Genomic DNA, 24952 nt, shown 5'->3' on the forward strand with positions numbered 1-24952 from the left:
AGAGGTTCCGCGCCACCGGGGAGGCCCTGATGACCGACGTCTACGCCGCTACCGACCGCACCACCGCGACCCGTACGCGCGGCCGCATGCACTACGAGCGGGAGACGGCGCACGCCATTCTCGACGAGGCGTTCGACTGCTCGGTCGGCTTCGTGGTGGACGGTGCGCCCCGGGTGCTGCCGACCCTGCACGTCCGGGTCGGCGAGACGCTCTACCTGCATGGTTCCACCGGCGGCCGGATGGCGCTGGCGGCCCGGGCCGACGGCATTCCGGTCTGCGTGAGCGTGACCCTGCTCGACGGTCTGGTCTACGGGCGCTCCCAGTTCCACCACAGCGCGAACTACCGCTCGGTCGTCGCGCTCGGCACCGCCCGCCAGGTCACCGACCCGGCGGAGAAGGCCGCGGCCATGCTGGCCCTGGTGGAGAAGACCGGCGCCGGCCGCTCCGCGGACAGCCGCCCGCCGACCGGGCAGGAGATGGCCCAGACCAGCGTGCTGGCCCTGCCGCTGGCCGAGGTGTCGGTGCGGGTCCGGGCCGGCGGAGTGGTCGACGACGAGGCGGATCTCGACCTGCCGCACTGGGCCGGGGTGCTCCCGATCCGCCGGGTCGCCGGCCCGCCGGAGACCGAGCCGGGCGTCCCGGCTCCCCCGCCCGCCTACCTGTCGGGCAATCCGGCGACCGCCTGGCAGACCCCGGTCGTGCTGGCCGGCCGGCACGTCCGGTTGGAGCCGCTGTCCCCGTCGCACGCCCCGGGCCTGTTCAAGGCGCTGGACGACGAGGAGGTCTGGCGGTACATCCCGGTGCCCCGGGCGCGGACCGTGGACGACGTGGCGGCGGACATCGCCGAGGTGATCCGCGGGCAGTGGCGGGGCGACCGGTCCGGGTGGGCCCAGGTCGACCCGGCGACCGGCGAGGTGATGGGGATGACCACCTATCACGACGTCGACCCGGATCGCCGCTCGGTCGGGATCGGGCACACCATGCTGGGCCGCCGGTGGTGGCGCTCCGCGGTCAACACCGAGGCGAAGCTGTTGCTGCTGGAGCGGGCGTTCGACGTGCTCGGCGCGGCCAAGGTGTTCTGGTATACCGACATTCGCAACGAGCGGTCGCAGCGCGCGATCGCCCGGCTCGGCGCGAGCCGGGACGGGGTGATCCGCAGGCAGCGGCTGCGACCCGATGGCAGCTGGCGGGACACCGTAGTCTTCGCGATGACGGCGGACGAGTGGCCGGCCGCAGCCCAGCGCCTGCGTGACCGACTCGCGGCCGGTTGATCGGGGCTGGGGAGGCGTGACTCGTGCTGGGCATCACTGATTTCTGGACGTACGTGCTCGGCGTGGTGGCCATCATCCTGCTGCCCGGGCCGAATTCGATCTTCGTGCTCTCGGTCGGCGCGCGTCGCGGCGTCCGGGCGGGATATACCGCCGCGTCCGGGGTCTTCCTCGGCGACGCGGTGCTGATGGTCCTGTCGGCGACCGGCGTGTCCTCGCTGCTCGGCACGTATCCGCCGCTGTTCCTGGTGTTGAAGTACGCCGGCGCCGCCTACCTGGCCTGGGTGGGAGTGAACATCCTGCGCGGCGCCTGGGGCCGGTGGCGGCATCGGGGCGAGGTGGCGGCCACCGCGGTCGAGGACGAGCCGGCCGAGATGCAGCGCCCGTTCCGGCGGGCACTGGTGATCAGCCTGCTCAACCCGAAGGCGATCCTGTTCTTCGTCTCGTTCTTCATCCAGTTCGTCCAGCCGGGATATCCGCATCCCGCCCTGTCGTTCCTGGTTCTCGGGGCGGTCGTGCAGTTCTTCAGCGCGCTGTACCTGACCGCGCTGATCTTCGGAGGCCGCTTCCTGGCCGGCCAGTTCGAGCGCCGCCGGCGATTGGCGGCCGGGGCGACGACGGCGGTGGGCGCACTGTTCGTCGGCTTCAGCATCAAGCTCGCCACCGCCAGCCTGGGCTGACCACCCCCGGCCCGCCGGCGGCCCGTCGGCGGCCCGTCGGCGGCCCGTCGGCGGCGCGCCCGTGACCCGCGGGGCCACCGCGCCCATGACCGCGTGGGCACCGCGCCCGTGACCCGCGGGGGCACCGCGCCCGTGACCCGCGGGGGCAGCGGGCCACGGCGGTGCCCGCCCCGCAGCCGCGCGGGCTGCGGAAATGGGCCACCCGAGCCGCGGCGGCAGTGGGCGGCCCGAGCGGCGGCAATGTGGCAATGGGCCGCCCGGGCTGCGGTCGGAAGTCGCGCCGGTGCGCGTGATGGCGGAGCCGAAGCCCGGCGCAGCCGTGGGTGGCGGACGGAACCGGGCCCGTGCAACCGCACGTGGAGCGACGGGCCGCGGACCGATGGGCCATGGCGGGGCAGCACGCCCTGCGGCGGGGTGCGCCGCGACGCAGGTGAGCTGTCGCGACCAGGGGCGCTGCGGTCCAGGAGCGGGTGCGCGGAAGGGCGGGCGGCGGCGGGCGTCAGCTGCGGGCTGGGGCGGTGGAGAGTGGGGTGTCGGTGTAGAACGTGCCTCGGATCATCTGGAGTTTGCCGAGGTCGGTGGGCCAGGTGGTCTCCGGGGTGGCCCAGCCGAGGGCGTAGGCACGGCCACCTCCGGTGATCCAGCGGGTGGTGGCGCGGCGGAGTACGCCGGTGGCGGAGCGGTAGCGGTAGTCCCAGTCGGCGGCCTCGGGCAGGAGGGTCACCGGGGTGACCGCGATCAGTGTGTAGTCGCGGATCCGCCGGGTCTGGCGCAAGCGGCGGTCCTCGGCACGGCAGCCCTGTTCCGGGTCGGTGGCCGGGCGGCGGCCTACGTCCAGGCTCAGTACCCGGGCGCTGTGCGGGTCCCGGAAGCAGTAGGTGGTGCCGATCCGCTGGTAGGTCCAGCCGTCCGGGACCGGGAGGTGGAATCCGCTGCCGTCGGTGAAGTATGACCAGCCGGTCTGCAACTCCCAGCCGTTGACGCCTCGGGCCGCGCCGTCCTTCGGGGCGGTCGGGATGCCGCCGGGTGGCCGCGCGTCGCAGGCGACCGGGGAGAATCCGGCGCCCGCCGACGGCGATCGCGGTGGTGCCGAGACGGTCGGCGATGCCCGGGACCGGGGCCCAGCGGTCGGGGACGCCGGGGACTGGGACCCAACGGGCGGCGACGCCCGGTTCTGGGACGCAGACGCCCGGTTCTCGGAAGCAGACGCCCGGTTCTTGGAGGCAACAGCCGACGACCGGGGCAGGGACTTGTTCACGGACGACGACGCGGCCGGCGGCCTCAGGATCTGTGGGGCGGAGTCCTCCCGGGCGATCAGATGGACGCTGAGCAGGCTGCCGCCGACCACTACGGCCGCGAGCAGGCCGGCTACGACCAGTCGGGTGCTGATTCCCCTGGCTCGCCGGGGACCGGGCGTCGGCTGGTTCCCGGTCAACGGCCCGGAGACCGGTGACCGGGGGGCCGGGATCGTGTGGAGCGGCGCCTGGTTGCCGCGACGGGCGGACGGGCTGGTCGCGGGATCCCCCGCGGCGGCCGGCTCCCGGTTCGGGCGGGGCCGTGGCCGGGGCCGCGGCAAGTCGGAGCCGGCCTGACCAGGGTCGCTTTCCGCCCCACGTCCGCTGAAAGAGCCACGACCGCTGAAAGAGCCACGCCCGCCGAAAGTGGCACGCTCGCCGAAAGTGCCACGACCGCCAGAAGAACCACCACCGCCGAAAGCGCCACGACCGCCGGAGAAACCCGAGCCGCTGGACGAACCCGAGCCGCTGGAGGCCTGGTGATCGGACGAGGCGTGACCGCCGTGGTAGCGGTCGCGAGCAGCGGCGCTCCGCGTGAGCACCTCAGAACTGGTGAACGTCCCATCGATATAGCTACCCCGGGCGAAGTCCCTTTCCTCCTCAGCCGGATGCCACCAGTCGTCGGAGTCCTCGGCTCCGGCGGGAACCGCAACCTCACCCGTCTCCCCAGGATCCCCCGCCAGACCAGCCCGAACCGGAAAAGCCGGCACCACAGCCCGATCCAGATCGGTCAGATTCGGGGTGTCAAGATCGCTCTGAACATCCGGCAGATCCGCAGTTGGCTCAGCGGCCGCCCCATCCGAGCCCCCCGGATCACGACGGACCACAGCCGACCCCACAGACGCCCCGTCACTCGCGCCCGCCGGGTCACGACCCGGCGCAACGGGCTCGATCACCGCCCGCAACCTGCGCTCGGCCTCGTCCGCACTCAGCCTTTCCCCCGGCTCGTACCGAAGAAGCTCGTCGATGATCGGCCCGAGCGGCCCAGCCCGCACCGCCCGATCCGGAAGCTCGGTGGCCAGCGCCGCCAACGTCGCCATCGCGCTGTCCCGCGCATACGGCGACCGCCCCTCCACCGTCGCGTACAGCGTCGCCCCGAACGACCACAGATCCGACTCCACCGTGGAGGCGCCGTCCCGGGCCCGCTCCGGCGACACGTACTGCGGCGAGCCCACGATCAGCCCCGGCGTGGTGATCATGCCGTCGTCGACGAACGTGGCCAGGCCAAAATCGGTCAGCAACACCCGGCCGTCGGAGCCGATCAGCACGTTGTGCGGCTTGACGTCGCGGTGCAGCACCCCGGCCCGGTGCGCCGCGGTCAGCGCGTCCAGCACGGCCAGGCCGATCCGCGCCGCCTCGATCGGCGGGTACGGCCCCTTGCTGGTCAGCACCTGGTAGAGCGACCGGGACGCGACGTACTCCATCACGATCCAGGACAGCCCCTCGGCGTGCACCACGTCGTACACCCGGACCACGTGCGGATGGGTCAGCCGGGCCGCGCTGCGCGCCTCACGCAGGGTCCGGCTGTGCAGCCGGTCCTTCTCGGCGTCGGACATCCAGTCGGGTGGGACGATCTCCTTGATCGCGACATCCCGGTCCAGCATCTGATCCCGGGCCAGCCAGACCCGTCCCATCCCGCCTGCGCCGACCGGTTCCAGGAGACGGTACCGGCCTGCGACGAGCATCTGCCTGACCGCCATCGACACCACCCATCACGTCGAGTATCAGGATAATCACGCACAGACCGCCCAAGAAAGACGATCACCCGGGCCCCGCGTGGGCCTCGCGGGCGAGTTTTTGTCGTACCCCCGGGGAAGGATGGACGACGTGCGAGAGGTGCTCGAGAAATTCGGTCCGGCCACGCGGGCGTGGTTCACGGCCGCGTTCGCCGCGCCCACCGCCGCTCAGGCCGGCGCGTGGCAGGCGATCGGGGCCGGGCGGCATGCGCTCGTGGTCGCGCCCACCGGGTCCGGCAAGACGCTTGCCGCCTTCCTCTGGTCGCTCGACCGGCTGTCCCGCGAGCCGGTGCCCGAGCAGGTCCGGCGGCGCTGCCGGGTGCTCTACGTGAGCCCGCTGAAGGCGCTGGCGGTCGACGTCGAGCGCAACCTGCGGGCGCCGCTGACCGGCATCCGGCAGGCGGCGGGCCGGCTCGGCCTGCCCCCGCCGGAGATCACCGTCGGGATGCGGACCGGGGACACCCCCGCCGACGAGCGCCGCGGGTTCGCCCGCACCCCGCCGGACATCCTGATCACCACGCCGGAGTCGCTGTTCCTGCTGCTCACGTCTGCCGCGCGGGATTCGCTGCGGGGCGTCGAGACGGTGATCATCGACGAGGTGCACGCGGTCGCGGCCACCAAGCGCGGCGCCCACCTGGCGCTCTCCCTGGAACGACTGGACGCGCTGCTGGACCGCCCCGCGCAGCGGATCGGGCTGTCCGCCACGGTCCGGCCGATCGAGGAGACCGCGCGGTTCCTCGGCGGCCCGCAGCACGTGGAGATCGTCCGCCCGCCTGCCACCAAGACGATCGAGGTGTCCGTCCAGGTCCCGGTCGAGGACATGACCCGGCTGGACGAGTCGCCCGCCGACGACGATCTGGAGGGCGGCCGCCGCACGCCGTCGATCTGGCCGGCGGTCGAGGAGCGGGTGCTCGACCTGATCGAGGCGCACCGTTCGACGATCGTGTTCACCAACTCGCGCCGCGGGGCGGAGCGGCTCTGTGCCCGGCTCAACGAGCTCTCCGCCGACCGTGCCGAGATCGCCCGCCTCGCCGAGGCCGGCGATTCAACGTCAACCCCAAACCCCGACCTTGGGCGTACGACGGAGTCGCGCCCCGAATCGGACCCCGTCGACGAAGGACCGGGCTCCGGCCGTACGGCAAACGGGTTTGAAATCGGCGGACTGCCGGAAGCGGAAAGCGGAGCCGGACCCGGCAGGATCCCGCCGTTGATCAGGGGAAACGGCGCAGCCGGAATGCCCGCGGCGATCATGGCGCAGTCGGCGGCGGCCCAGGGCGCGCCGCCCGTCGTCGCCCGCGCGCACCACGGCAGCGTCTCCCGCGAGGAGCGCAAACAGATCGAGGAGGCGCTGAAGTCCGGCCGGCTGCCGGCCGTCGTCGCCACCTCGAGCCTGGAGCTCGGCATCGACATGGGCGCGGTCGACCTGGTCGTGCAGATCGAGGCGCCGCCCACCGTGGCCGCCGGGCTGCAGCGGATCGGCCGGGCCGGGCACCAGGTCGGCGCGGTGTCGCGCGGCGTGGTCTTCCCGAAGCATCGCGGTGACCTGCTGTCCTGCGCCGTCGTCGCGGAACGGATGAGCGCGGGCGCGATCGAGGAGTTGCGCTATCCGCGCAATCCGCTCGACGTGCTGGCCCAGCAGATCGTCGCGATGGTGGCGCTCGACGAGTGGCCGGTCGACGAGCTGGCCACGCTGGTCCGGCGGGCCGCGCCGTTCGCCGAGCTGCCCGCGTCAGCGCTGAACGCGGTGCTGGACATGCTGTCCGGGCGCTACCCGTCGACCGCCTTCGCCGAGCTGCGACCCCGCCTGGTCTGGGATCGCGGCACCGACCTGCTGACCGGCCGGCCGGGCGCGCAGCGACTCGCCGTGACCAGCGGCGGCACGATCCCGGACCGGGGCATGTTCGGGGTCTTCCTGGCCGGCTCGGAGAAGGCCTCCCGGGTCGGTGAGCTGGACGAGGAGATGGTCTACGAGTCCCGCGTCGGGGACGTCTTCCTGCTCGGCTCGTCCTCCTGGCGGATCGAGGACATCACGCCTGACCGCGTGCTGGTCTCCCCCGCGCCTGGCGCCCCGGCGCGGATGCCGTTCTGGAAGGGGGACTCGCCGGGCCGGCCGATCGAGCTGGGCCGGGCGATCGGGGCCCGGCTGCGCACGCTGGCCAAGGCCGGTGACGAGAAGGCGACCGCCGCGCTGCGCGAGTCCGGGCTGGACGAGTGGGCCGCCGGCAACCTGGTGAGCTACCTGCGCGAGCAGCGCGAGTCCACCCGGCACCTGCCCGACGACCGGACGATCGTGGTCGAACGTTTCCGCGACGAGCTCGGCGACTGGCGGATGACCGTGCACTGCGTGCTCGGCGCCAAGGTGAACGCGCCGTGGGCGCTGGCGATCGCCCGCCGGCTGAGTGAGCGGTACGGCGTGGACGGCCAGGTGATGCCCTCCGACGACGGCATCGTGATCCGGCTGCCGGACACCGCGGAGGAGCCGCCCGGCGCCGACCTGGTCGCGTTCGAGCCGGACGAGATCGCCCAGATCGTCGAGGAGTCGGTGGGCACGTCCGCGCTGTTCGCGTCCCGGTTCCGGGAGTGTGCGGCCCGGTCGCTGCTGCTCCCCCGCCGGGACCCGCGCCGCCGCCAGCCGCTCTGGCAGCAGCGGCAGCGCTCCGCCCAACTGCTCGACGTGGCCCGCGAGTTCGCCGACTTCCCGGTCACGCTGGAGGCGGCCCGCGAGTGCCTGCAGGACGTCTTCGACGTGCCCGGCCTGAGCGGCCTGATGCGGGAGATCGCCGGGCGCAAGGTCCGCCTGGTCGAGACGGAGACCCCGCGGCCGTCCCCGTTCGCCCGGTCGCTGCTCTTCGGCTACGTCGGCGCCTTTCTGTACGAAGGGGACGCGCCGCTGGCCGAGCGGCGGGCCGCCGCCCTGGCGCTGGACGCGACGCTCCTCGGCGAGCTGCTCGGCCGGGTCGACCTGCGCGAGCTGCTCGACCCCGCGGTGGTCCTCGAGACCGAGGCCCAGCTGCAGTGGCTGACCACGCAGCGCACCCCGCGCGACGCCGAGGACGCCGCCGAGCTGCTCCGGCTGCTCGGCGATCTCTCCGCCGCCGAGCTGGCCGAGCGCGGGGTGCCGGCGGACTGGGCGGTCCAATTGGAGACGGCCCGCCGGGCGATCCGGGTGCGGGTGGCCGGCCAGGAACGGTGGATCGGCATCGACGACGCGGGGCGGTATCGGGACGCGCTCGGCGTGGCGCTGCCGGTCGGCATCCCCGAGGCGTACCTGGAGCCGGTCGCGGATCCACTCGGTGACCTGGTCGCCCGCTATGCGCGGACACACGGGCCGTTCCTCGCGGCGACCTGCGCGGCCCGGTTCGGGCTGGGCGTCTTCGTGGTGGAGCAGGCGCTCAAGCGGCTCGGCGCGACCGGCCGGGTCACCTCCGGCGAGTTCTCCCCGGACGGCGCCGGCACCGAGTGGTGCGACGCCGAGGTCCTGCGGATGCTGCGCCGGCGGTCGCTGGCCGCGCTCCGGCGGGAGATCGAGCCGGTGCCGCCGAAGGCGCTGGCCGCGTTCCTGCCCCGCTGGCACCAGGTCGGCGGCAACGCCCGCGGGGTGGACGCGCTGGCCGCGACGATCGAGCAGGTGCAGGGGCTGGCGGTGCCGGCCTCGGCGTGGGAGCGGCTGGTGCTGCCGGCCCGGGTCGCCGACTACGCGCCACCGCTGCTCGACGAGCTGTGCGCCGGCGGGGAGGTGCTGTGGGCCGGCTCCGGCTCGATCGCCGGTGGCGACGGATGGGTGACGCTGGCGTACGCGGACAGCGCGCCCCTGCTCCTGCCCCCGCCGGACGAGGAGTTCGCGCTCACCCCGGCCCACCAGGCGGTGCTCGACGCGCTCGGTGACGACCAGGCCCTGTTCTTCCGATCGCTTTCGGACAGAGCGGGCTCGACCGACGACACCGAGCTGGCCGCGGCCGTGTGGGACCTGGTGTGGGCCGGGCACCTGACCAACGACACGTTCGCGCCGTTGCGGGCGCTGCTCAGCGGCAGCGGCGCGCACAAGGCCAAGGCCGCCCCGGCGCGCAGCCGGTACCGGCGTCCCGGCCGGGCCAGCATGCCGTCCCGGACCGGCCCGCTGAACATGGCCGGCCGCTGGTCCCGCCTCCCGGACCGCGACCTGGACCCGACCCGGCGCGCCGCCGCCCTCGCCGACCTGCTGCTGGAACGGCACGGCGTGGTGACCCGGGGCGCGGTGATGTCCGAGGGGGTGACCGGCGGATTCGCCGCGGTCTACCCGGTGCTGAGCGCGCTCGAGGAACGGGGCGCGGCCCGCCGGGGCTACTTCGTCGAGGGGCTCGGCGCGGCACAGTTCGCGGTGCCCGGCGCGGTGGACCGGCTGCGGGCCCTGGCCGAGCCCGCCGAGCTGGCCAAACGGACCGGGGTGGCGGCGGTCGTGCTGGCCGCCGCCGACCCCGCCAACCCCTACGGCGCGGCCCTCCCCTGGCCGGAACGGATCGTCGACAGCGGCGACGGGGAGCCGGTCGCGAAGGCCGGGCACCGGGCCGGGCGCAAGGCCGGGGCGCTGGTCGTGCTGGTCGGCGGCGAGCTGGTGATCTACGTGGAGCGGGGCGGGCGGACCCTGCTGTCGTTCGCGGACGATCCGGAGTCGCTGGCCGCGGCCGGGCAGGCGCTCGCCGGCTCGGTGCGGTCGGGGGCGCTGGGCGCGATGTCGGTGGAGCGGGCGGACGGCGAGTCGGTGCATTCGTCGCCGCTTCGGGATGCGCTGCAGGCGGCGGGGTTCCGGGCTACGCCGCGTGGGCTGCGGCTTCGTGGTTAGGGGGTTGTCCACACCAGCGGGTTGTCCACAGGGAGTGAGCGTGATCTTGAGGAATCGGGTCACAATTACGGCAGAGGCGGTGGCCCCCCTGGGAGGGCGGGTCCTTGTCCTGGCACACATACGGCCGGGGGATCTTGGCGCACACACGGCCGGGGCGCATCTACCTCGGTCCGCCAAGGCCGGGGCGGGCGCATGTCACGGCCCCCGACGCGCACCGCGGCCTGCTCGGCCTGCTCGGCCTGCTCGGCCTGCTCGCGCGAAGGGCCACACCCAGCGGCCACCCCGACGGATGGCCGCTGTACGAAACCCGGGGCCGACACCCGGCCGGCACCCGCTGAACGAACCCGGCGATCGGGCCACCGAGCGAGACCCGACCGGCGGGCCTGGCAGCCACTGCCAGGCCAACCGGCCTGGCAGCCGCTGAGCAGACCAGCTAGCTCGGCAGCCGCTGAGCAAACCGGCAGGCCCGGCAGCCGCTTGGCGAGACCAGCGCACTGGCCGCTTAGCCAGACCGACGAGCCAGACCGACGAGCCGGCCGACGAGCCGGCCGGCGAGCCAGACCGACGAGCCGGCCGGCAAGCCGGCCGCTGGGCGGAACCAACAGCCGGCCGCAGAGCGCCGCAAACCAGATCACAGGTGGGGCAGGACCTCCGAAGACACCAGCTCCACGTGGTCAATATCGGACAGATCAAGAACCTGGGTAAAGAGCCGAGAAGCCCCCGCCCCCGCATACCGCTGGATCGTCTCGATCACCTCGGCCGGGGTGCCGACCACCCCACCGTTCTCCCGCATCTCCTCGACCTCCCGCCCGATCGCCGCGGCCCGCCGACGGACCTCGGCGTCGTCGCGCCCCACGCAGAGGACCGCGGCCGCGCTGAACGCCGGCGGCTCGGCCCGGCCGATCGCCGCGGAGGCCGCGCGGACCCGCTCGAACTGGGCCGGAAGGTCTTCGATCTTGGAGAACGGGGCGTTGAACTCGGCCGCGAACCGGGCCGCCAGGTCCGGGGTGCGCTTCTTGCCGTGGCCACCGACGATCACCGGCAGCGGCGACTGGGCCGGCTTCGGCAGCGCCGGCGAGTCGCTGACCTGGTAGTGCTTGCCGTCGAAGTCGAAGGTCGACCCGGCCGGCGTCTTCCACAGCCCGGTGATGATCTCGAGCTGCTCCTCGAGCCGGTCGAAACGTTCGCCGACCGCGGGGAACGGAATCCCGTACGCCTGGTGCTCGGCCTCGAACCAGCCGCCGCCGAGCCCGAGCTCGATCCGGCCGCCGCTCATCGCGTCGACCTGGGCGACCGCGATCGCCAGTGGCCCGGGCAGCCGGAACGTCGCGGAGCTGACCAGCGTGCCCAGCCGGATCCGGGAGGTCTGCACGGCCAGCGCGGCCAGGGTGATCCAGGCGTCGGAGGGCCCGGGCAGGCCGTCCCCGTCGCCCATCCGGAGGTAGTGGTCGGAGCGGAAGAATCCGTCGAAGCCGCCGTCCTCGGCGGCTTTTGCCACCCGCAGCAGGTCGTCGTGGCTGGCACCCTGCTGAGGTTCGGTGAAGATCACGAGACGCATGGCACCAACCCTGCCAGATCTTCCAGAGCGGGGTGAAACGAAGGCCGCGGCGTGCCCGCCCGCCATCCGGCGGCGACAGCCAGTAACGTCGCCTGCATGCCCGGTTATGGATGGATCAGCTTCACCACGGACTATGGCACGTTCGACGGTTTCGTCGCGGCCTGCCACGGGTCGATCGCCCGAATCGCGCCGGATGTCCGCGTGATCGACATCACCCATCACGTGCCGCCCGCCGATGTGACCCGGGGCGCGGCCGTGCTGGCCCAGACCGCGCCGTTCCTCCCGGCGTCGGTCCATCTCGCGGTCGTCGACCCGGGCGTCGGCACGGCCCGCCGCGGCGTCGTGCTGACCACGGCGAACGGCCTGCTCGTCGGCCCGGACAACGGCCTGCTGATCTGGGCGGCCGAGGCGCTCGGCGGGATCATCGCGGCGCACGAGCTGACCAACAAGGACTGGACGCTCGGCGACGTGTCCCGGACGTTCCACGGGCGGGACGTGTTCGCCCCGGCCGCGGCCCGGCTCGCCGCGGGTGCGGAGCCGTCCGACGCCGGGCCGGCGGTCGATCCGGCCTCGCTGGTCCGCCTCCCCGACCCGGTGGCCAGCTTCGGCGACGGCTGGATCGAGGCCGAGGTGCTCACCGTCGACCGCTTCGGCAACGTGCAGCTGGCCGCCGACGGCACGATGCTCACCGGCCTCGGCTCCGACCTCACCGTCAACGGCACCGTCCGCGCCCGCCGCGGCGCCACGTTCGCCGACGTCAACGCCGGCGAGCTGCTGGTCTACACCGACTCCGCGGACCGCGTCGCGGTCGCGGTCAACAACGGCCGCGCGGTCGTCGTCCTCTCGGTCGTCCCCGGCGACATCATCCGCATCGCCGAGCGCCGCTGAAACAAACCCCCAAGATCAAATGCCTGCTTGGGTACGACGTGAGCCCCGCCAAGTCGTCCACCCCGAGCCGCCCACCCCGAGCCGCCCACCCCGAGCCGCCCACCCCGAGCCGCCCACCCCGAGCCGCCCACCCGGAGTTTGACCGTCCGGAGTTTGACCGTCCGGAGTTGACCAGCCGGAAGTTGACCAGCAGGAGGTTGACCAGCCGGAGTTGGCCGCCCGGGAATGCGGGTATGTGGTCGGGCGACCGCTCCGAGCCGAACGCGTCAGGATGGTGGGTATGCCGGAAGGGGACACCGTCTGGAACACCGCCCGCGTCATCGAGCGCGCCCTCACCGCCGAGATCCTGACCGGCTCGGACTTCCGGGTCCCACGCCTGGCGACAGCGGACCTGACCGGCTGGACCGTGGCCGAGTCGGCGAGCCGGGGCAAGCATCTGCTGCTCCGGCTGACCCGGGACGGCCAGGACCCACTCACCCTGCACTCGCACCTGCGGATGGACGGCGCCTGGCGGACCTACGCCCCGGGCGAACGCTGGACCGGCCGCCCCGCCCACCTGATCCGGGTGGTGCTGCGCTCCGCGCGGGCCGTGGCGGTCGGCTATCACCTGCACGACCTCGAACTGGTGCCGACCGCCGACGAGGAGCGCCTGGTCGGCCACCTGGGGCCGGATCTGCTCGGCGCCGACTGGGATCCGGCCGAGGCGGTCCGGCGGATCGCCGGGCAGCCCACCGCCACCATCTCCGAGGCGCTGCTCGACCAGCGGAACCTGGCCGGGGTCGGCAACCTGTACCGGGCGGAGACGCTGTTCCTCCGCGGTCTGTGGCCGTGGACCCGGGTGGCCGACGTCGCCGACCTGACCGGCACGGTCGAGCTGGCGCAACGGCTGGTCGCGTCGAACCGGGGCCGCTGGACCCAGACCACGACCGGCTCGCTGCGCCGCGGCGAGACCAGCTATGTGTACGGCCGCCGGGCCCAGCCCTGCCGCCGATGCGGCTCAGCGATTCAAAAAGCCGAACGCTCGCCGCTGCTGAACAACCCGAGTCAAAGCGAGCCGGCCGCGGGCACGGACCGAAGCGAGCCGGCCGCAGGCACGGACCGAAGCGAGCCGGCCGCAGGCACGGACCGAAGTGAGCAGGCCGCGCGCACCGGACGAACTGAGCTGACCGCGAGCGCCGGAAGGCGTGGCCCGGCAACCGCCGGCAGAAGAGGCGGAACCGTCGCCGGAGCGACGGTAGCGGGACGGATCGGGGAGAAAGCGGAGCTGGAGGACCGCATCACTTACTGGTGCCCGCGCTGCCAGCCGAAGCCTGCCGAGGCGGGGTAGCGGTGAAGCGAGCCGTCCGATCCCGCAGCTCGGCCAGCCCGTCGGCGATCCCGCGCAGGCGTTCGGCGGCGTCGACCAGCCCGAAGTAGGCCGGGTGCCGAGCATCCGCGACCGGGTGCCCGTCCTCCGCCACATAGCTCGCCGCGGCCGCGACCAGCTCCTCGAACGCCTCCACGCCCTCGACGAACTGCTCGGCCAGCGCCGCGTGCGACTGCTCCAGCCCGGCGCGCTGGCCGGGCTGCCCGAGGGGGATGGCCCGTTCGACGCTCGCCACCCGCTGACCGAGGTCACGCAGCCACTGCTCGGCGGTCGCCGCCTCCAGCGCGGCCGTCTCGCCGGCACCGTCGAGCCGGCCGGCCAGGCCGAGCATGGTGGCCGAGGCGCGGTCCAGCCGGTCCCACGCGTCGGCGATCACCGAGCCGCGCAGCGCATACCGGTTCTTCTGGCGGCGGACCTCGTGCAGGACCGTGCGGCCGACCTGGGACCGCTCCAGCGCCGCGGCGAACCGCGGGCCGGGCAGGCTCGCCGTGGGAGCGGGCTGAGCCGCCAGCTCGCGATAGTCACGCCACCGCCAGCGGGCCAGAACCACCGAGGCGCCCGCCCCGGCGGCCCAGGCCGCGTCCGCGATGCCGATCCCCGAGTAGGGAACCAGGACGGCCGCGGCCGCGGTCAGGCCGCCGCCCAGGACGCTCCAGCGGCGCGCCGAACCACGCAGCCGCTTGAGCCGGCGGAAGTACTTGCCCCGCTCGTCCACGTCACGTCCTTCCGCCGCCGCCCAAGAAACCGAACCGCCGCCGCCGCTCAAAAAACCGAACCGCCGCCGCCGTTCGAGAAACCGAATCGGAGATCAGCCCGCCGCCGAGGTGTCCCCGCGCTTCTGGTTCATGCTGGCGCGGATCTCGTCGAGCCGCGCCACCCCGGCCGCGTCCCCGGCCGTCGTGGTGCTGTCCTGCTGCTGGCCGACCGCGGGCTGCGCCGCGGCGCCGCCCAGCTTCTCCCCCGCCATGCTGGCGCGGATCTGCTCCAGACGGGACGAGCCGGCCAGGTCCAGGCTGGACTTCTGCACCTCGAGCATGCGGCCCTCGACCGAGTTGGAGGCCAGCTCGGCGCGCCCCATCGCGTTCGCGTACCGCTGCTCGATCTTGTCGCGCACCTGGTCCAGCGACGGGGTGTTGCCCGGCGCGGCGAGCTGCGACATCGACTCGAGCGACCGGGCCACGGTCTCCTGCATCTTGGCCTGCTCGAGCTGGCTGAGCAGACGGGACCGCTCGGCGATGCGCTGCTGGAGCACCATCGCGTTGTTCTCGACCGCCTTGCGGGCCTGGCCGGCGGCGCCGAGGGCCTGGTCGTGCAGGGTCTTCAGGTCCTCCATCGACTGCTCGCCGGAGACCAGCTGGGTGGCGAGCGTCTGCGCGGTCTGCTCATACTTCTGAGCCTCGGCCTCGTCGCCGGCGGCGCGGGCCCGGTCGGCCAGCACCAGCGCCTGACGGGCCATGCCCTGCAGCTTCTCGACCTCGGACATCTGCCGGGACAGCTTCATCTCGAGCTGCCGCTGGTTGCCGATGACGGCAGCGGCCTGCTGGACGAGCGCCTGGTGCTGGCGCTGGGCATCCTCGATGGCCTGCTGGATCTGCACCTTCGGGTCGGCGTACTCGTCGATCTTCGCGCCGAAGAGCGCCATCATGTAATGCCAGCCCTTGACGAACGGGTTCGCCATCTCGCGGTATCCCCTCAATGTCGCTCGGTCGGTGGCGTCATGGCGAGACGGGTCTCGTCACCGACGCGAAACCATCGTGTCAGCCCGACGCCAGCGGCGCACGTGACCTACGGGGGATCTCAGGGTCACCCCTAGCGACGAGCCTGCCCACGAGGCTACGCCCCTCAGGGGTGACGTTGCGAGGCGCGAATGGCCCCACCACAACGGCGAGAGTTCCGCAACCACCGCGGCTGACGAACGCGGACGGCGAAAGGCCCGAAAACGACGGAAGAAGCACGGTCGTTTTCGGGCCGGAAGGAAATCAGCGGGCAGGAATGCGGAGCCCACGAGTCAGTGGGCGGGGAAGAACGAGCATGCGAGCGGCAAGCACAGTCGAGAAGGCCCGACTATGCCGCGTAGATCACATCTCGCTTCTTGTTCCGCGTCGCGTGCAGGGTCGCCTTCAGCGGGGACTCCTGGCGGACCGACACCGAGACACTGCCGTCCGTCGCGACCTGGCGCGCGTGCTCGGCGTTCTGGCCGTCGACCGGGACGAGCACACCCTCCATGTTCTCCGCCAGCGACAGCGTGCTGCTGACCTCGCTGAGGAGCTCGGAGAGGCGGGCGCCCAACGCGTCACAGATGGCCGCGAGCAGCTCGCTGGAGGCCTCTTTCTGACCACGTTCGATCTCGGACAGATAGCCCAGACTGACGTTCGCGGCGGTCGACACCTCGCGCAGCGTGCGGTGCTGTCCCTGCCGGCGCGCGCGAAGTGCGTCGCCGATAACCCGGCGTAGCAGGACCATGGCACCTCCTCCTGCGGGCGGGGCCGCCGGCATCCGCCGGAGGCTTCCCGCAACCGTACCTGCCGCGAGCGACGGCGACATCCCGCCCCGCCGAATTCCTCGGCCGGCCCGCTCCCGGTGTACCGCTGCAACCAGCGCGGAAACGCTGGTATTCCCAGCTCAGACCGGGGCCGGAGAGGTACCGAGAACGTCGATGAGCAATTGCAGGACGGCCGTCACACTTTCGATGCGGATGGCGGCCCGATTGCCGACGAGTTTCAATTCGTTCACCCGCGTGCCGTACGGCCCGGCCACCGCGATGTAGACCAGCCCGACCGGCTTGCCGTCCTGTGGATCGGGGCCCGCGACGCCGGTGGTGGCCAGGCCCCAGTCCGCGCCGCAGCGGTCCCGCGCGCCCTCCGCCAGCCGCGCGGCGACGTCGGGGTCGACCGGCCCGCGTTCGTCGAGCAGGTCCTTCGGTACGCCGGCGAGCGTCCCCTTGAGCTCGGTGGCGTAGACCACCAGGCCGCCCCGGAAGACCGCGCTCACCCCGGGAATCTCCACGATCGTCGCGGCGACCAGTCCCCCGGTGAGCGACTCCGCGGTCGCCAGCGTCTCGTGCCGCTCGACCAGGCCACGCACGGCCGTCGCAGCGGCCATCGCCATCTCCATCAGGTCTCCTCGATCGGACTAAACGAGAACCGGACGAGCGAAAACCGGGCTCACGACGCGGTGCGGGCGCCCCGCCGCAGCCGGAGCGCCTCGAGCACGTAGTCCACACCGGTGACCAGGGTGACCACCAGTGCGGCATACATCACCCAGACGCCGACCACGTCGAAGGGCTCCGGGACGGGCCAGAGATACCAGGCGATCGCCAGCGTCTGCAGGCCGGTCTTGAGCTTGCCGCCCCGGGAGGCCGGGATCACGCTGTACCGGATCACCCAGAAGCGCAGGGCGGTGACACCCCACTCGCGAATCAGGATCAGCAGGGTGACCCACCAGGGCAGCACGTCGTACGCCGAGAGCAGGACCAGCGCCGTGCCGGTCAGCGCCTTGTCCGCGATCGGGTCGGCGATCTTGCCGAACGAGGTGACCAGTTCCCACTTGCGGGCGATCCAGCCGTCCACGAAGTCGGTCGCGGCGGCCACGCAGAACGCCAGGCACGCGGCGATCCGCCAGTCGTGGTCGGTCATCCCGGACGCGACCACCAGGGCCAGGAAGACCGGGACGAGGGCGAGCCGGACCACGGTCAGCGCGTTCGCCGCGTTGTAGAGCGACACCACGCGTGGTGCGGCAACCGGGACCGGCTCGTCGGTCACCGGTCGACCTGAGCCGCGGAGATCATCTCGGTCGGCACGGCGATCAGGTCGACCCCCTCGGTGCCGGTGACCGTGGCGCGGACCAGGTCGCCGGGGCGCAGCGCGGCCAGGTCCACCCCCTGCTCGCCGGCGACGAGCGTGGTGGAGCCGTCGACCTCGGGGGCCTGGTGCTCGGCGCGGCCCTCGATCTCGCCGTCGTCGACCGTGTCGACCAGCACCTCGACGATGCTGCCGAGCCGGTCCTCGGCGCGCTGGGCGCAGAGCTCCTCGGCCAGCGCGACGATCTTGTCGTAGCGCCGCTTGATCGTGTCCGGGCGGATCTTGCCGGGCAGGCCGGCCGCCTCGGTGCCGTCCTCGTCGCTGTAGTCGAAGATGCCGATCGCGTCGAGCCGGGCCGCGGTCAGGAAGCGGGCCAGCTCGTCCACGTCCTGCCGGGTCTCGCCGGGGAAGCCGACGATGAAGTTGCTCCGGGCGCCGGCCTCGGGGGCCAGCTTGCGGGCCGAGTCGAGCAGCTCCAGGAAGCGCTCGGTGGAGCCGAACCGGCGCATCCGGCGCAGCACCGGCTCGCTGGAGTGCTGGAAGCTCAGGTCGTAGTAGGCCGCGACGCCGGGCGTGGTGGCGATCGCCTCGACCAGGCCGGGGCGGGTCTCGGCGGGCTGCAGGTAGCTCGCCCGGACCCGGACGATGCCGTCGACCCGGGCCAGCTGCGGGAGCAGTTTCTCCAGCAGGCGGGGATCGCCCAGATCCTTCCCGTACGACGTCGAGTTCTCACTGACCAGCACCAGCTCGCGCACACCGGTCTTGGCCAGCCACTCGGCCTCGGCGAGCAGCTCCTGCGGGTCACGGGAGACGAAGGCGCCGCGGAACGCCGGGATCGCGCAGAACGCGCAGCGCCGGTCGCAGCCGCTGGCCAGCTTGAGCGAGGCGACCGGGCCGGAGTCGAGCCGGCGGCGCAGCACCTTGCGCAGGTGGGCCGGGGTGTGCTCGTCGACCGTGGCGTGCCCGGGGACCACCACCTTGGCGGCCTGCCGCTGCACCGGGGTGATCGGGAGCAGCTCGCGACGGTCCCGCGGGGTGTGGGCGTCGTGCTTCTCCCCCGCCAGCACCCCGCTGAGCCGGGCGGCGATGTCGGTGTAGTCGTCGAAGCCGAGCACCGCGTCGGCCTCGGGCAGGTTCTCGGCGAGATCCTTGCCGTACCGCTCGGCCATGCAGCCGGCGGCGACCACCTTGGCCCCGGTGTCGGCGGCGGCGAGCAGGGTGTCGATCGAGTCCTGCTTTGCCTTCTCCACGAAGCCGCAGGTGTTGACGAGCACGACGTCGGCCTTGGCCGCGTCGGTGCCCACCTCCCAGCCCTCGGCGTCGAGGCGGGCGGCCAGCTCTTCCGAGTCGACCTCGTTACGGGCGCAGCCCAGCGTGAGGAGGGCGACACGGCGAGAAGGAGAAGGAGTTACAGACACCCGCCAAGGTTACCGGGCCGCCGGAGGTACTCCGTCCCCCGGACAGCCAAGCTCTAGTGCCAAGTCACATTGACAATACGATTACCGGGTGACGACTTCGGAAGACCTCGACGATCTCGACGCCCTGACCAGCCTCACCGACGGCGTGCGGCGGCAGGCGTACCGGGTGGTGGCGGACGGATCCGGGCCGGTGGGCCGGGACGAGGTCGCCGAGGCGCTCGGCGTCGGGCGCTCGCTCGCCGCGTTCCACCTGGACAAACTCGTCGCGGCCGGGTTGCTGGAGACCTCCTACGCCCGGCTGTCCGGCAAGACCGGGCCGGGGGCCGGGCGGCCGGCCAAGCTCTACCGGGTCGCCGCGGCGGAGCACGTGGTGGGCGTGCCGCCGCGGGCCTACCGGACCGCGGCCGAGCTGCTCGCCGAGGCCCTGGAGCAGGCCGGCGCGGAGAACGTGCTGAACAAGGTGGCACGCCGGCACGGGCAGCGCGTCGCGAGCCGGGTGGACGTGCTCGATCTGCTGACCGGGCAGGGCTACGCCCCGGTGCCGGACGGGCCGGACCGGATCGAGCTGCGGAACTGCCCGTTCCACCGGCTGGCCGAGCAGTTCCCGCCGGTGATCTGCGGGATGAACCTGGCGATGGTCGACGGCCTGCTGGCCGGGGCCGGTCTCGACGGGATCTGGCAGGGCCGGATGGACGCGGCGCCGGGCCGCTGCTGCGTGATCATCTCTAAAAACCAAACCGATTGACATTAGAGTACGGCCTGACGACACTGACCCCATGAGCGACTTCCACCTGGCCCAGCTGAACACCGCCCGACTCAGTGCCCCACTGGAAGACCCGTCGATGGCCGACTTCGTCGCGGGCATCACCCTGATGAACGCGCTGGCCGACCGATCACCCGGCTTCGTCTGGCGGCTGGCCGACGAGAACGGTGACGGCACCGTCCGCACCGTGGCCGACCCGGCCCGGATCTACACGCTCTCGGTCTGGGAGTCGCCCGACGACCTGCGGGCCTTCGCCTATCAGAGCGAGCACCTCGACTACCTGCGCCGGCGGCGCGAGTGGTTCCACCCGAACGGGCACCAGGCCGCCTTCGTCCTGTGGTGGATCCCGGCCGGCAAGATCCCGACGCTGCGGCAGGGCATCGCCCGGCTCGGCCAGCTCCGCGCGAACGGCTCGTCCGCCGACGCCTTCACCCTCCGCGACCCGTTCCCGGCCCCGGCTTTGATCTGAGGTTCTGACCGCAACCACCCGCGGACGTCGCCCTGGAGGGCCTCGCGTTCTTGGGCGCCCCGCGCCCTGCGAGGCCCGGAAGGGTCCCCGCGGGAGCGACGATCAGTTATCGGCCGCAGCCGAGGCAATAAAGATCTTGAAGTTGATCTTTTAATCGACCCTGAGGGCGGCGAGCGTCTCCTCGAGCTCGTCCGGCTTGATCAGGACGTCGCGCGCCTTGCTGCCCTCGGACGGGCCGACGATGCCGCGGGTCTCCATCAGGTCCATCAGGCGGCCGGCCTTGGCGAAGCCCACCCGCAGCTTGCGCTGCAGCATCGACGTCGAGCCGAACTGGCTGGTCACCACCAGCTCGATGGCCTGCAGCAGCAGCGCCAGGTCGTCGCCGATCTCCTCGTCGACGTCCTTCTTCTTGCTGACCGGCGCCTCGACGACGTCCTCGCGGAACTCCGGCTCGCGCTGGTCCTTGCAGAACTTGACGACCGCGGCGATCTCTTTCTCGTCCACCCACGCGCCCTGGATCCGCGTCGGTTTCGACGCGCCCATCGGCAGGAAGAGGCCGTCGCCGCGGCCGAGCAGCTTCTCCGCGCCCGGCTGGTCCAGGATGACCCGGGAGTCGGCCAGCGACGACGTCGCGAAGGCCAGGCGGGACGGCACGTTCGCCTTGATCAGGCCGGTCACCACGTCGACCGACGGGCGCTGGGTCGCGAGCACCAGGTGGATGCCGGCGGCGCGGGCCAGCTGGGTGATCCGGACGACCGAGTCCTCCACGTCGCGCGGCGCGACCATCATCAGGTCGGCGAGCTCGTCGATGATCACCAGGAGGTACGGGTACGGCTTCATCACCCGCTCGCTGCCCGGCGGCGCGACGATCTCGCCGCTGCGGACCTTGCGGTTGAAGTCGTCGAGGTGGCGCACCCCGTTGGCGGCCAGGTCGTCGTAGCGCATGTCCATCTCGCGGACCACCCACTCCAGGGCGTCCGCGGCCTTCTTCGGGTTCGTGATGATCGGGGTGACGAGGTGCGGAATGCCCTCGTACGCCGTCATCTCCACCCGTTTCGGGTCGACCAGCAGCAGCCGCACCTGCTCCGGCGTGGCCCGCGACAGCAGGCTCACCAGCAGCGAGTTGAGGCAGCTGGACTTGCCCGCGCCGGTCGCGCCGGCGATCAGAATGTGCGGCATCTTGGCCAGGTTGGCCACCACGAAGCCGCCCTCGATGTCCTTGCCGAGCGCCACCACCATCGGGTGATGGTCCCGGGTGGCGACCGGGGACCGCAGCACGTCGCCGAGCGCCACGTTCTCCGGGTCGGTGTTCGGGATCTCGACGCCGACCGCGGACTTGCCCGGGATCGGCGAGAGGATCCGCACGTCCGGGGACTTCACCGCGTACGCGATGTTCCGCGACAGCTGGGTGATCCGCTCGACCTTGGTGCCCGGGCCGATCTCCACCTCGTACCGCGTGACCGTCGGGCCGCGGGTGAAGCCGGTGACCAGCGCGTCCACGTTGAACTGCTCGAACACGCCGGAGAGCGCCGCGGTGATCTCGTCGTTGGCGCGACTGCGGGCCTTCGCCGGGGCGCCGTTGGCGAGGAGTGAGAACGGCGCCGGCTTGTAGTCGCCGCTCTCCACTACCGAGATCTCCAGCTGCTCGGCCTGGACCGGGACCGGCGAGTGGCTGGGCGGCGGCTTCTTCCGGGTGGCCGGCACCTTCGGCAGGGCGACCGTGTCGTGCAGGATCAGGTCCTCTTCGGGCGGCTCCGGCTCGAGCAGCTCGTCCAGCGGGGCCAGCGTGGACTGCCGGCGACGGGCCGGGCGGCGCCGGGCCGGCTTCGGCTCGGCGTCGGCCTCGTCGGTCTCCTCGTCGTCGTCCTCGTCCTCGTCCGGCCCGAGGATCGGCCGGGTGGCCGCGCGCCGGCCGAGAACCATGTCGCCCAGCAGCAGGAACCGCTCGGGGATCTTGTTGATCGGCGTCGCGGTGATCACCAGCAGGCCGAAGACGAAGAGCAGGACCAGCAGCGGGACGGCCACCCACGCGCTGACCGCGCGCTCCAGCAGCGAGCCGACGCCGTAGCCCAGCAGGCCGCCGCTGCCGGTCAGCGCGATGTCGTCACGGGGCTCGTCGGAGAGGTAGAGCAGGCTCGCGGTGGCGATGATCACCGCCGACCAGCCGACCGGGTTGCGGCCTCGGTGCTCCGGGTCGATCGGCTCGCGCATCAGCCGGATCGCGCCGTAGAAGAACAGCAGCGGCAGGAAGATCCCCAGGCCGCCGAAGAACAGGTGGACCGCGTCGGCCAGCCGCTGCCCCACCGGGCCGGCGCTGTGCGCCCAGACGGCGACCGCGGTCAGGATCGAGAAGCCGAGCAGGAGCATGCCGGCGCCGTCCCGGCGGTGCTCCGGGCCGATGTTGCGGGCGTTGCGGCCGGCGCCCCGGGCGACCCAGCCGACGCTGTGCGCCAGGCTCATCCAGACCGCGGTGACGCCCCGGGCGACGCCGGGGCCGATCGCGGGCGGCGCCTTCTTCGCGACCGGGCGCTTGCGCGCCGCCGCGGTGGTCTTCTTCGCCGGTCGTGCGGCCGGTTGCCGGGCACGCGTGTTAGCGGCACCGCGCGCGGTCGACGACGCGGCGCGGCCCCGGCTCGCCGGAGGAGTACGGCCCGCCATGGGTGCAACCGTAGCCGCACCCGCCCAACCCATCGAGACGGCACACCGTGACCACTTCTCGCTTTTCGGCGATTAGCATCACGAGGTGGAGACACTCGACAACCAGATGATCAAAGACGCCATGGACGCGCGCGGGTTCGCGTACTTCGTCGATGCGGACGGCGACATCGCGGGCAACTTCCAGGGCAACCTGATCTACTTCTTCCGGCTCGGCCAGAACAAGGAGATGCTGCAGATCAGAGCCATGATGCAGCACGTCTTCTCGGTCGAGGACGTGCCGCGGCTCTACGAGTTCTGCAACACCTGGAACCGGGACCAGCTCTGGCCGAAGGCGTACGTGCAGGTCACCGACGACGGCACGGTGGTCGTGGTGGGCGAGGTCTCGGCCGACTTCGAGCGCGGCCTGACCCCCGAGCAGCTCGACCAGGTGCTGATCTGCGGGATCGCGACCGGCTGCCGGCTCGGTGAGGCGCTGGGCGAGCTCAAGAACTGAGAAGAGGCCGGGACCCCAGTGCGGGTCCCGGCCTCTTTCCCATGAGGAACTACTGGACGTTGAAGCCCAGCGTGTAGTCACCGCTGCCGGAGGAGTCGATCACGACGTAGCGGAAGGTGCCGGAACGCTGGTTGACGCTCAGCGTCTTGTCGCCCTCGCCGGTGGCCTTGGCGACCGTCTTGAAGCCGCTCTTGGTCTGCCGCTGCAGGAACAGGTCGAAGTCCGCGCCGTCCGGAACGTCCAGGCAGGCCACGTGCTTGCCGGCCCGGGCCCGGAACGCGCCGTTGTCCGGCTGGGCCTGACCGTTGCCGGCCTTGGTGAGCGAGCCGGAGCGCTGCACCGGAAGCTCCGGGCAGGCCGCCGCGTCGCCGGCCGCCGGCGGCGCCTCGGCCGACTCGGACGGAGCCGCGGTAGCCGCGTCGGTCGGCGCCGCCGAGGCCCCACCCTCCTCAGCCGCACCGGTGGTCACCAGCGTGAGGTTGTTCTCCGCGAGGATCTCGTTGACCGGCTGGAAGAACGTCTCGCCGCCGACCGTGCAGTCGCCGGAGCCGCCCGAGGTCACGCCCTGGGCCTGGTCGCCGGAGAGCCACGGGCCACCGGAGTCGCCACCCTCGGCGCAGACGTCGGTCCGGGTCAGCCCGGTGACCGCGCCCTCCGGGTACCGGACGGTCTGGTTCTTGGCCAGGATCGTGCCGCAGAACGTGCCGGTGGTCGAGCCGGACCGGCAGACCGCCGCGCCGACCGGCGCCTCGGTGTTGCCGGCCACCGGGAGCTCGTTGCCCTTGAAGTCGTTGACCACCGGACGCGGGGTCCAGTCGCCGTTCACCTCGACGAAGCCCATGTCGGCGTCACCGGGGAAGACGCTCGCCTTCACCACGCCCTGAGCCGCGTTGTTGAAGCCGGTGGTGGTGGTGCCGGGCGTGCCGCAGTGGCCGGCGGTGACGAAACCGCCCTCCACCGAGAAGCCGATCGAGCAGCGGGCCGTGCCGCCGTCGAGCGAGATGAAGTACGGGTCGGCGCCGCGCACGTCGAAGAGCGGCTTCGGCGTCCGGTTGCTGATCTTCACGGTGACCGCGCTGGCCGGCACGCCGGCCGCCTTCGCGAACGCCGCCGGATCGGTCCTGGCGTCCGGCTGCGCGACGATGACCAGCTTGTTGGTGGGGGCGTCGACGTACCAGCCGGTCAGGCCGCTGGCCGACTTCACCTTCGCGTCCAGCTTGGTCTTGGCCGCGTCGAGGTCCGCCTCACTGCGCTTGACCAGCACCGGGACGGCGCCGGCGGCCTTCACCGCGGCTGCCGCGTCGGCATCGGTCACAGCGATCTTGAGGGTGGTGCCGTCCGCGGCGATCCAGGCGCCGCCGAAGCTGTCGCCGGTGGTCGCGGCCAGGGTCGCCGAGACGCCACCGGCCCACTTCGCGCGCTTCAGCCGGGTGGTCGCCTGGTCCGCGTCGAGGCCCAGGTCACGCTTCATCGCCGCGAGCAGGTCCGGGGAGACAGCCCCGCTCCCGGTCGCCTTCGTGCCGCTGTCACTGTCCGGCGTGGTGCCGGCCAGCGACGGCAGAGTGAAGGCGACCGCCGCCGCGGTCGCCGCCACTACCGCCGCAGCTACGGCGATCGATCTGCGCTGCATCTGGAGAACTCCCTCCGCCACGGGCGCCGTGGGGGCGGCGCCGTGCCAGGGAGTACGCACCTCGTCCGAAGAAGGTTGAAACGGACGAGGTGTTAATCGACTTTCACAGCT

General features: G+C 72.5%; 17 protein-coding genes and 1 pseudogene. 8 read left to right on the plus strand and 10 right to left on the minus strand.

Annotated elements, in window-relative coordinates; genetic code table 11:
- Positions 1-29 precede the first annotated feature (29 nt).
- Together L3i22_RS47065 and leuE are read left to right on the plus strand one after the other, a co-directional pair.
- On the plus strand, positions 30-1271 hold the full coding sequence (locus L3i22_RS47065) for a bifunctional pyridoxamine 5'-phosphate oxidase family protein/GNAT family N-acetyltransferase (protein WP_221323900.1): 1242 nt from the start codon (positions 30-32) through the stop codon (positions 1269-1271).
- Between the two features lie 23 nt (positions 1272-1294).
- Positions 1295-1948, plus strand: coding sequence for a leucine efflux protein LeuE (gene leuE / locus L3i22_RS47070; protein WP_221323901.1), 654 nt, complete (start codon positions 1295-1297; stop codon positions 1946-1948).
- A gap of 499 nt (positions 1949-2447) precedes the next feature.
- Here the strand turns inward: leuE and L3i22_RS54780 are convergent, their stop codons facing one another.
- Positions 2448-4943: a protein kinase gene (locus L3i22_RS54780; protein ID WP_370644309.1), complete on the minus strand. Its 2496-nt coding sequence runs from the start codon at positions 4941-4943 to the stop codon at positions 2448-2450.
- A gap of 118 nt (positions 4944-5061) precedes the next feature.
- On the opposite strand from L3i22_RS54780, the gene L3i22_RS47080 reads away from it, so the two are divergent.
- Entirely contained in the window at positions 5062-9798 is a 4737-nt protein-coding gene (locus L3i22_RS47080) for a DEAD/DEAH box helicase (protein ID WP_221323902.1), read from the plus strand.
- Between the two features lie 631 nt (positions 9799-10429).
- Here the strand turns inward: L3i22_RS47080 and L3i22_RS47085 are convergent.
- Complete coding sequence (locus L3i22_RS47085) at positions 10430-11356, minus strand: LLM class F420-dependent oxidoreductase (RefSeq protein WP_221323903.1); 927 nt, start codon at positions 11354-11356, stop codon at positions 10430-10432.
- Positions 11357-11452: 96 nt separating this feature from the next.
- On the opposite strand from L3i22_RS47085, the gene L3i22_RS47090 reads away from it, so the two are divergent.
- Both L3i22_RS47090 and L3i22_RS47095 read left to right on the plus strand, forming a co-directional pair.
- Positions 11453-12244 (plus strand): S-adenosyl-l-methionine hydroxide adenosyltransferase family protein, encoded by a 792-nt coding sequence (locus L3i22_RS47090; protein ID WP_221323904.1) that lies wholly within the window; start codon positions 11453-11455, stop codon positions 12242-12244.
- A 280-nt stretch (positions 12245-12524) separates the two neighbouring features.
- Positions 12525-13262 (plus strand): annotated as a pseudogene (locus tag L3i22_RS47095) (DNA-formamidopyrimidine glycosylase family protein); the annotation flags it as partial.
- A gap of 259 nt (positions 13263-13521) precedes the next feature.
- Here the strand turns inward: L3i22_RS47095 and L3i22_RS47100 are convergent.
- The 6 genes from L3i22_RS47100 to rimO form a co-directional block, all read right to left on the minus strand.
- Positions 13522-14325: a hypothetical protein gene (locus L3i22_RS47100; RefSeq protein WP_221323905.1), complete on the minus strand. Its 804-nt coding sequence runs from the start codon at positions 14323-14325 to the stop codon at positions 13522-13524.
- 93 nt (positions 14326-14418) lie between these two features.
- Positions 14419-15288, minus strand: a complete 870-nt coding sequence (locus L3i22_RS47105) for a PspA/IM30 family protein (protein WP_221323906.1) — start codon at positions 15286-15288, stop codon at positions 14419-14421.
- Positions 15289-15674: 386 nt separating this feature from the next.
- Positions 15675-16073, minus strand: a complete 399-nt coding sequence (locus L3i22_RS47110; protein ID WP_221323907.1) for a helix-turn-helix domain-containing protein — start codon at positions 16071-16073, stop codon at positions 15675-15677.
- Between the two features lie 159 nt (positions 16074-16232).
- On the minus strand, positions 16233-16718 hold the full coding sequence (locus L3i22_RS47115) for a CinA family protein (RefSeq protein WP_255658781.1): 486 nt from the start codon (positions 16716-16718) through the stop codon (positions 16233-16235).
- A gap of 56 nt (positions 16719-16774) precedes the next feature.
- Positions 16775-17371, minus strand: a complete 597-nt coding sequence (gene pgsA / locus L3i22_RS47120) for a CDP-diacylglycerol--glycerol-3-phosphate 3-phosphatidyltransferase (protein WP_221323909.1) — start codon at positions 17369-17371, stop codon at positions 16775-16777.
- Positions 17368-18828 carry a 30S ribosomal protein S12 methylthiotransferase RimO gene (gene rimO / locus L3i22_RS47125; RefSeq protein WP_221323910.1) on the minus strand — a complete coding sequence of 487 codons (1461 nt, stop codon included), beginning with the start codon at positions 18826-18828 and terminating at the stop codon, positions 17368-17370. Before rimO ends, pgsA begins: the two co-directional genes overlap by 4 nt.
- An 88-nt stretch (positions 18829-18916) precedes the next feature.
- Here rimO and L3i22_RS47130 point away from each other — a divergent pair, with 88 nt between their 5' ends.
- Together L3i22_RS47130 and L3i22_RS47135 are read left to right on the plus strand one after the other, a co-directional pair.
- The gene (locus L3i22_RS47130; RefSeq protein ID WP_221323911.1) at positions 18917-19573 is read left to right on the plus strand and encodes a metalloregulator ArsR/SmtB family transcription factor; all 657 of its coding nucleotides are present in this window, start codon (positions 18917-18919) and stop codon (positions 19571-19573) included.
- Positions 19574-19604: 31 nt separating this feature from the next.
- The gene (locus L3i22_RS47135; protein ID WP_221323912.1) at positions 19605-20060 is read left to right on the plus strand and encodes a DUF3291 domain-containing protein; all 456 of its coding nucleotides are present in this window, start codon (positions 19605-19607) and stop codon (positions 20058-20060) included.
- 150 nt (positions 20061-20210) lie between these two features.
- Here L3i22_RS47135 and L3i22_RS47140 read toward each other — a convergent pair whose 3' ends face one another.
- Positions 20211-22718 carry a DNA translocase FtsK gene (locus tag L3i22_RS47140; protein ID WP_221323913.1) on the minus strand — a complete coding sequence of 836 codons (2508 nt, stop codon included), beginning with the start codon at positions 22716-22718 and terminating at the stop codon, positions 20211-20213.
- A gap of 85 nt (positions 22719-22803) precedes the next feature.
- Between L3i22_RS47140 and L3i22_RS47145 the strand changes: the two genes are divergently transcribed.
- Positions 22804-23211, plus strand: a complete 408-nt coding sequence (locus L3i22_RS47145; RefSeq protein ID WP_255657684.1) for a YbjN domain-containing protein — start codon at positions 22804-22806, stop codon at positions 23209-23211.
- Positions 23212-23260: 49 nt separating this feature from the next.
- Here the strand turns inward: L3i22_RS47145 and L3i22_RS47150 are convergent, their stop codons facing one another.
- Positions 23261-24841: a S1 family peptidase gene (locus L3i22_RS47150; RefSeq protein ID WP_221323914.1), complete on the minus strand. Its 1581-nt coding sequence runs from the start codon at positions 24839-24841 to the stop codon at positions 23261-23263.
- Positions 24842-24952: the final 111 nt, after the last annotated feature.

It is taken from the genome of Actinoplanes sp. L3-i22 (genome assembly GCF_019704555.1).
In the GTDB taxonomy this organism is placed as follows: Bacteria; Actinomycetota; Actinomycetes; order Mycobacteriales; family Micromonosporaceae; genus Actinoplanes.

Bases quoted from the DNA above. Each gene is read 5' to 3' on its own strand.
- L3i22_RS47065 (WP_221323900.1), top strand. From the start codon at position 30: ATGACCGACGTCTACGCCGCTACCGACCGCACCACCGCGACCCGTACG.
- L3i22_RS54780 (WP_370644309.1), bottom strand. From the start codon at position 4,943: ATGGCGGTCAGGCAGATGCTCGTCGCAGGCCGGTACCGTCTCCTGGAA.
- L3i22_RS47080 (WP_221323902.1), top strand. From the start codon at position 5,062: ATGGACGACGTGCGAGAGGTGCTCGAGAAATTCGGTCCGGCCACGCGG.
- L3i22_RS47085 (WP_221323903.1), bottom strand. From the start codon at position 11,356: ATGCGTCTCGTGATCTTCACCGAACCTCAGCAGGGTGCCAGCCACGAC.
- L3i22_RS47090 (WP_221323904.1), top strand. From the start codon at position 11,453: ATGCCCGGTTATGGATGGATCAGCTTCACCACGGACTATGGCACGTTC.
- L3i22_RS47105 (WP_221323906.1), bottom strand. From the start codon at position 15,288: ATGGCGAACCCGTTCGTCAAGGGCTGGCATTACATGATGGCGCTCTTC.
- L3i22_RS47110 (WP_221323907.1), bottom strand. From the start codon at position 16,073: ATGGTCCTGCTACGCCGGGTTATCGGCGACGCACTTCGCGCGCGCCGG.
- L3i22_RS47115 (WP_255658781.1), bottom strand. From the start codon at position 16,718: ATGGCGATGGCCGCTGCGACGGCCGTGCGTGGCCTGGTCGAGCGGCAC.
- L3i22_RS47135 (WP_221323912.1), top strand. From the start codon at position 19,605: ATGAGCGACTTCCACCTGGCCCAGCTGAACACCGCCCGACTCAGTGCC.
- L3i22_RS47140 (WP_221323913.1), bottom strand. From the start codon at position 22,718: ATGGCGGGCCGTACTCCTCCGGCGAGCCGGGGCCGCGCCGCGTCGTCG.
- L3i22_RS47150 (WP_221323914.1), bottom strand. From the start codon at position 24,841: ATGCAGCGCAGATCGATCGCCGTAGCTGCGGCGGTAGTGGCGGCGACC.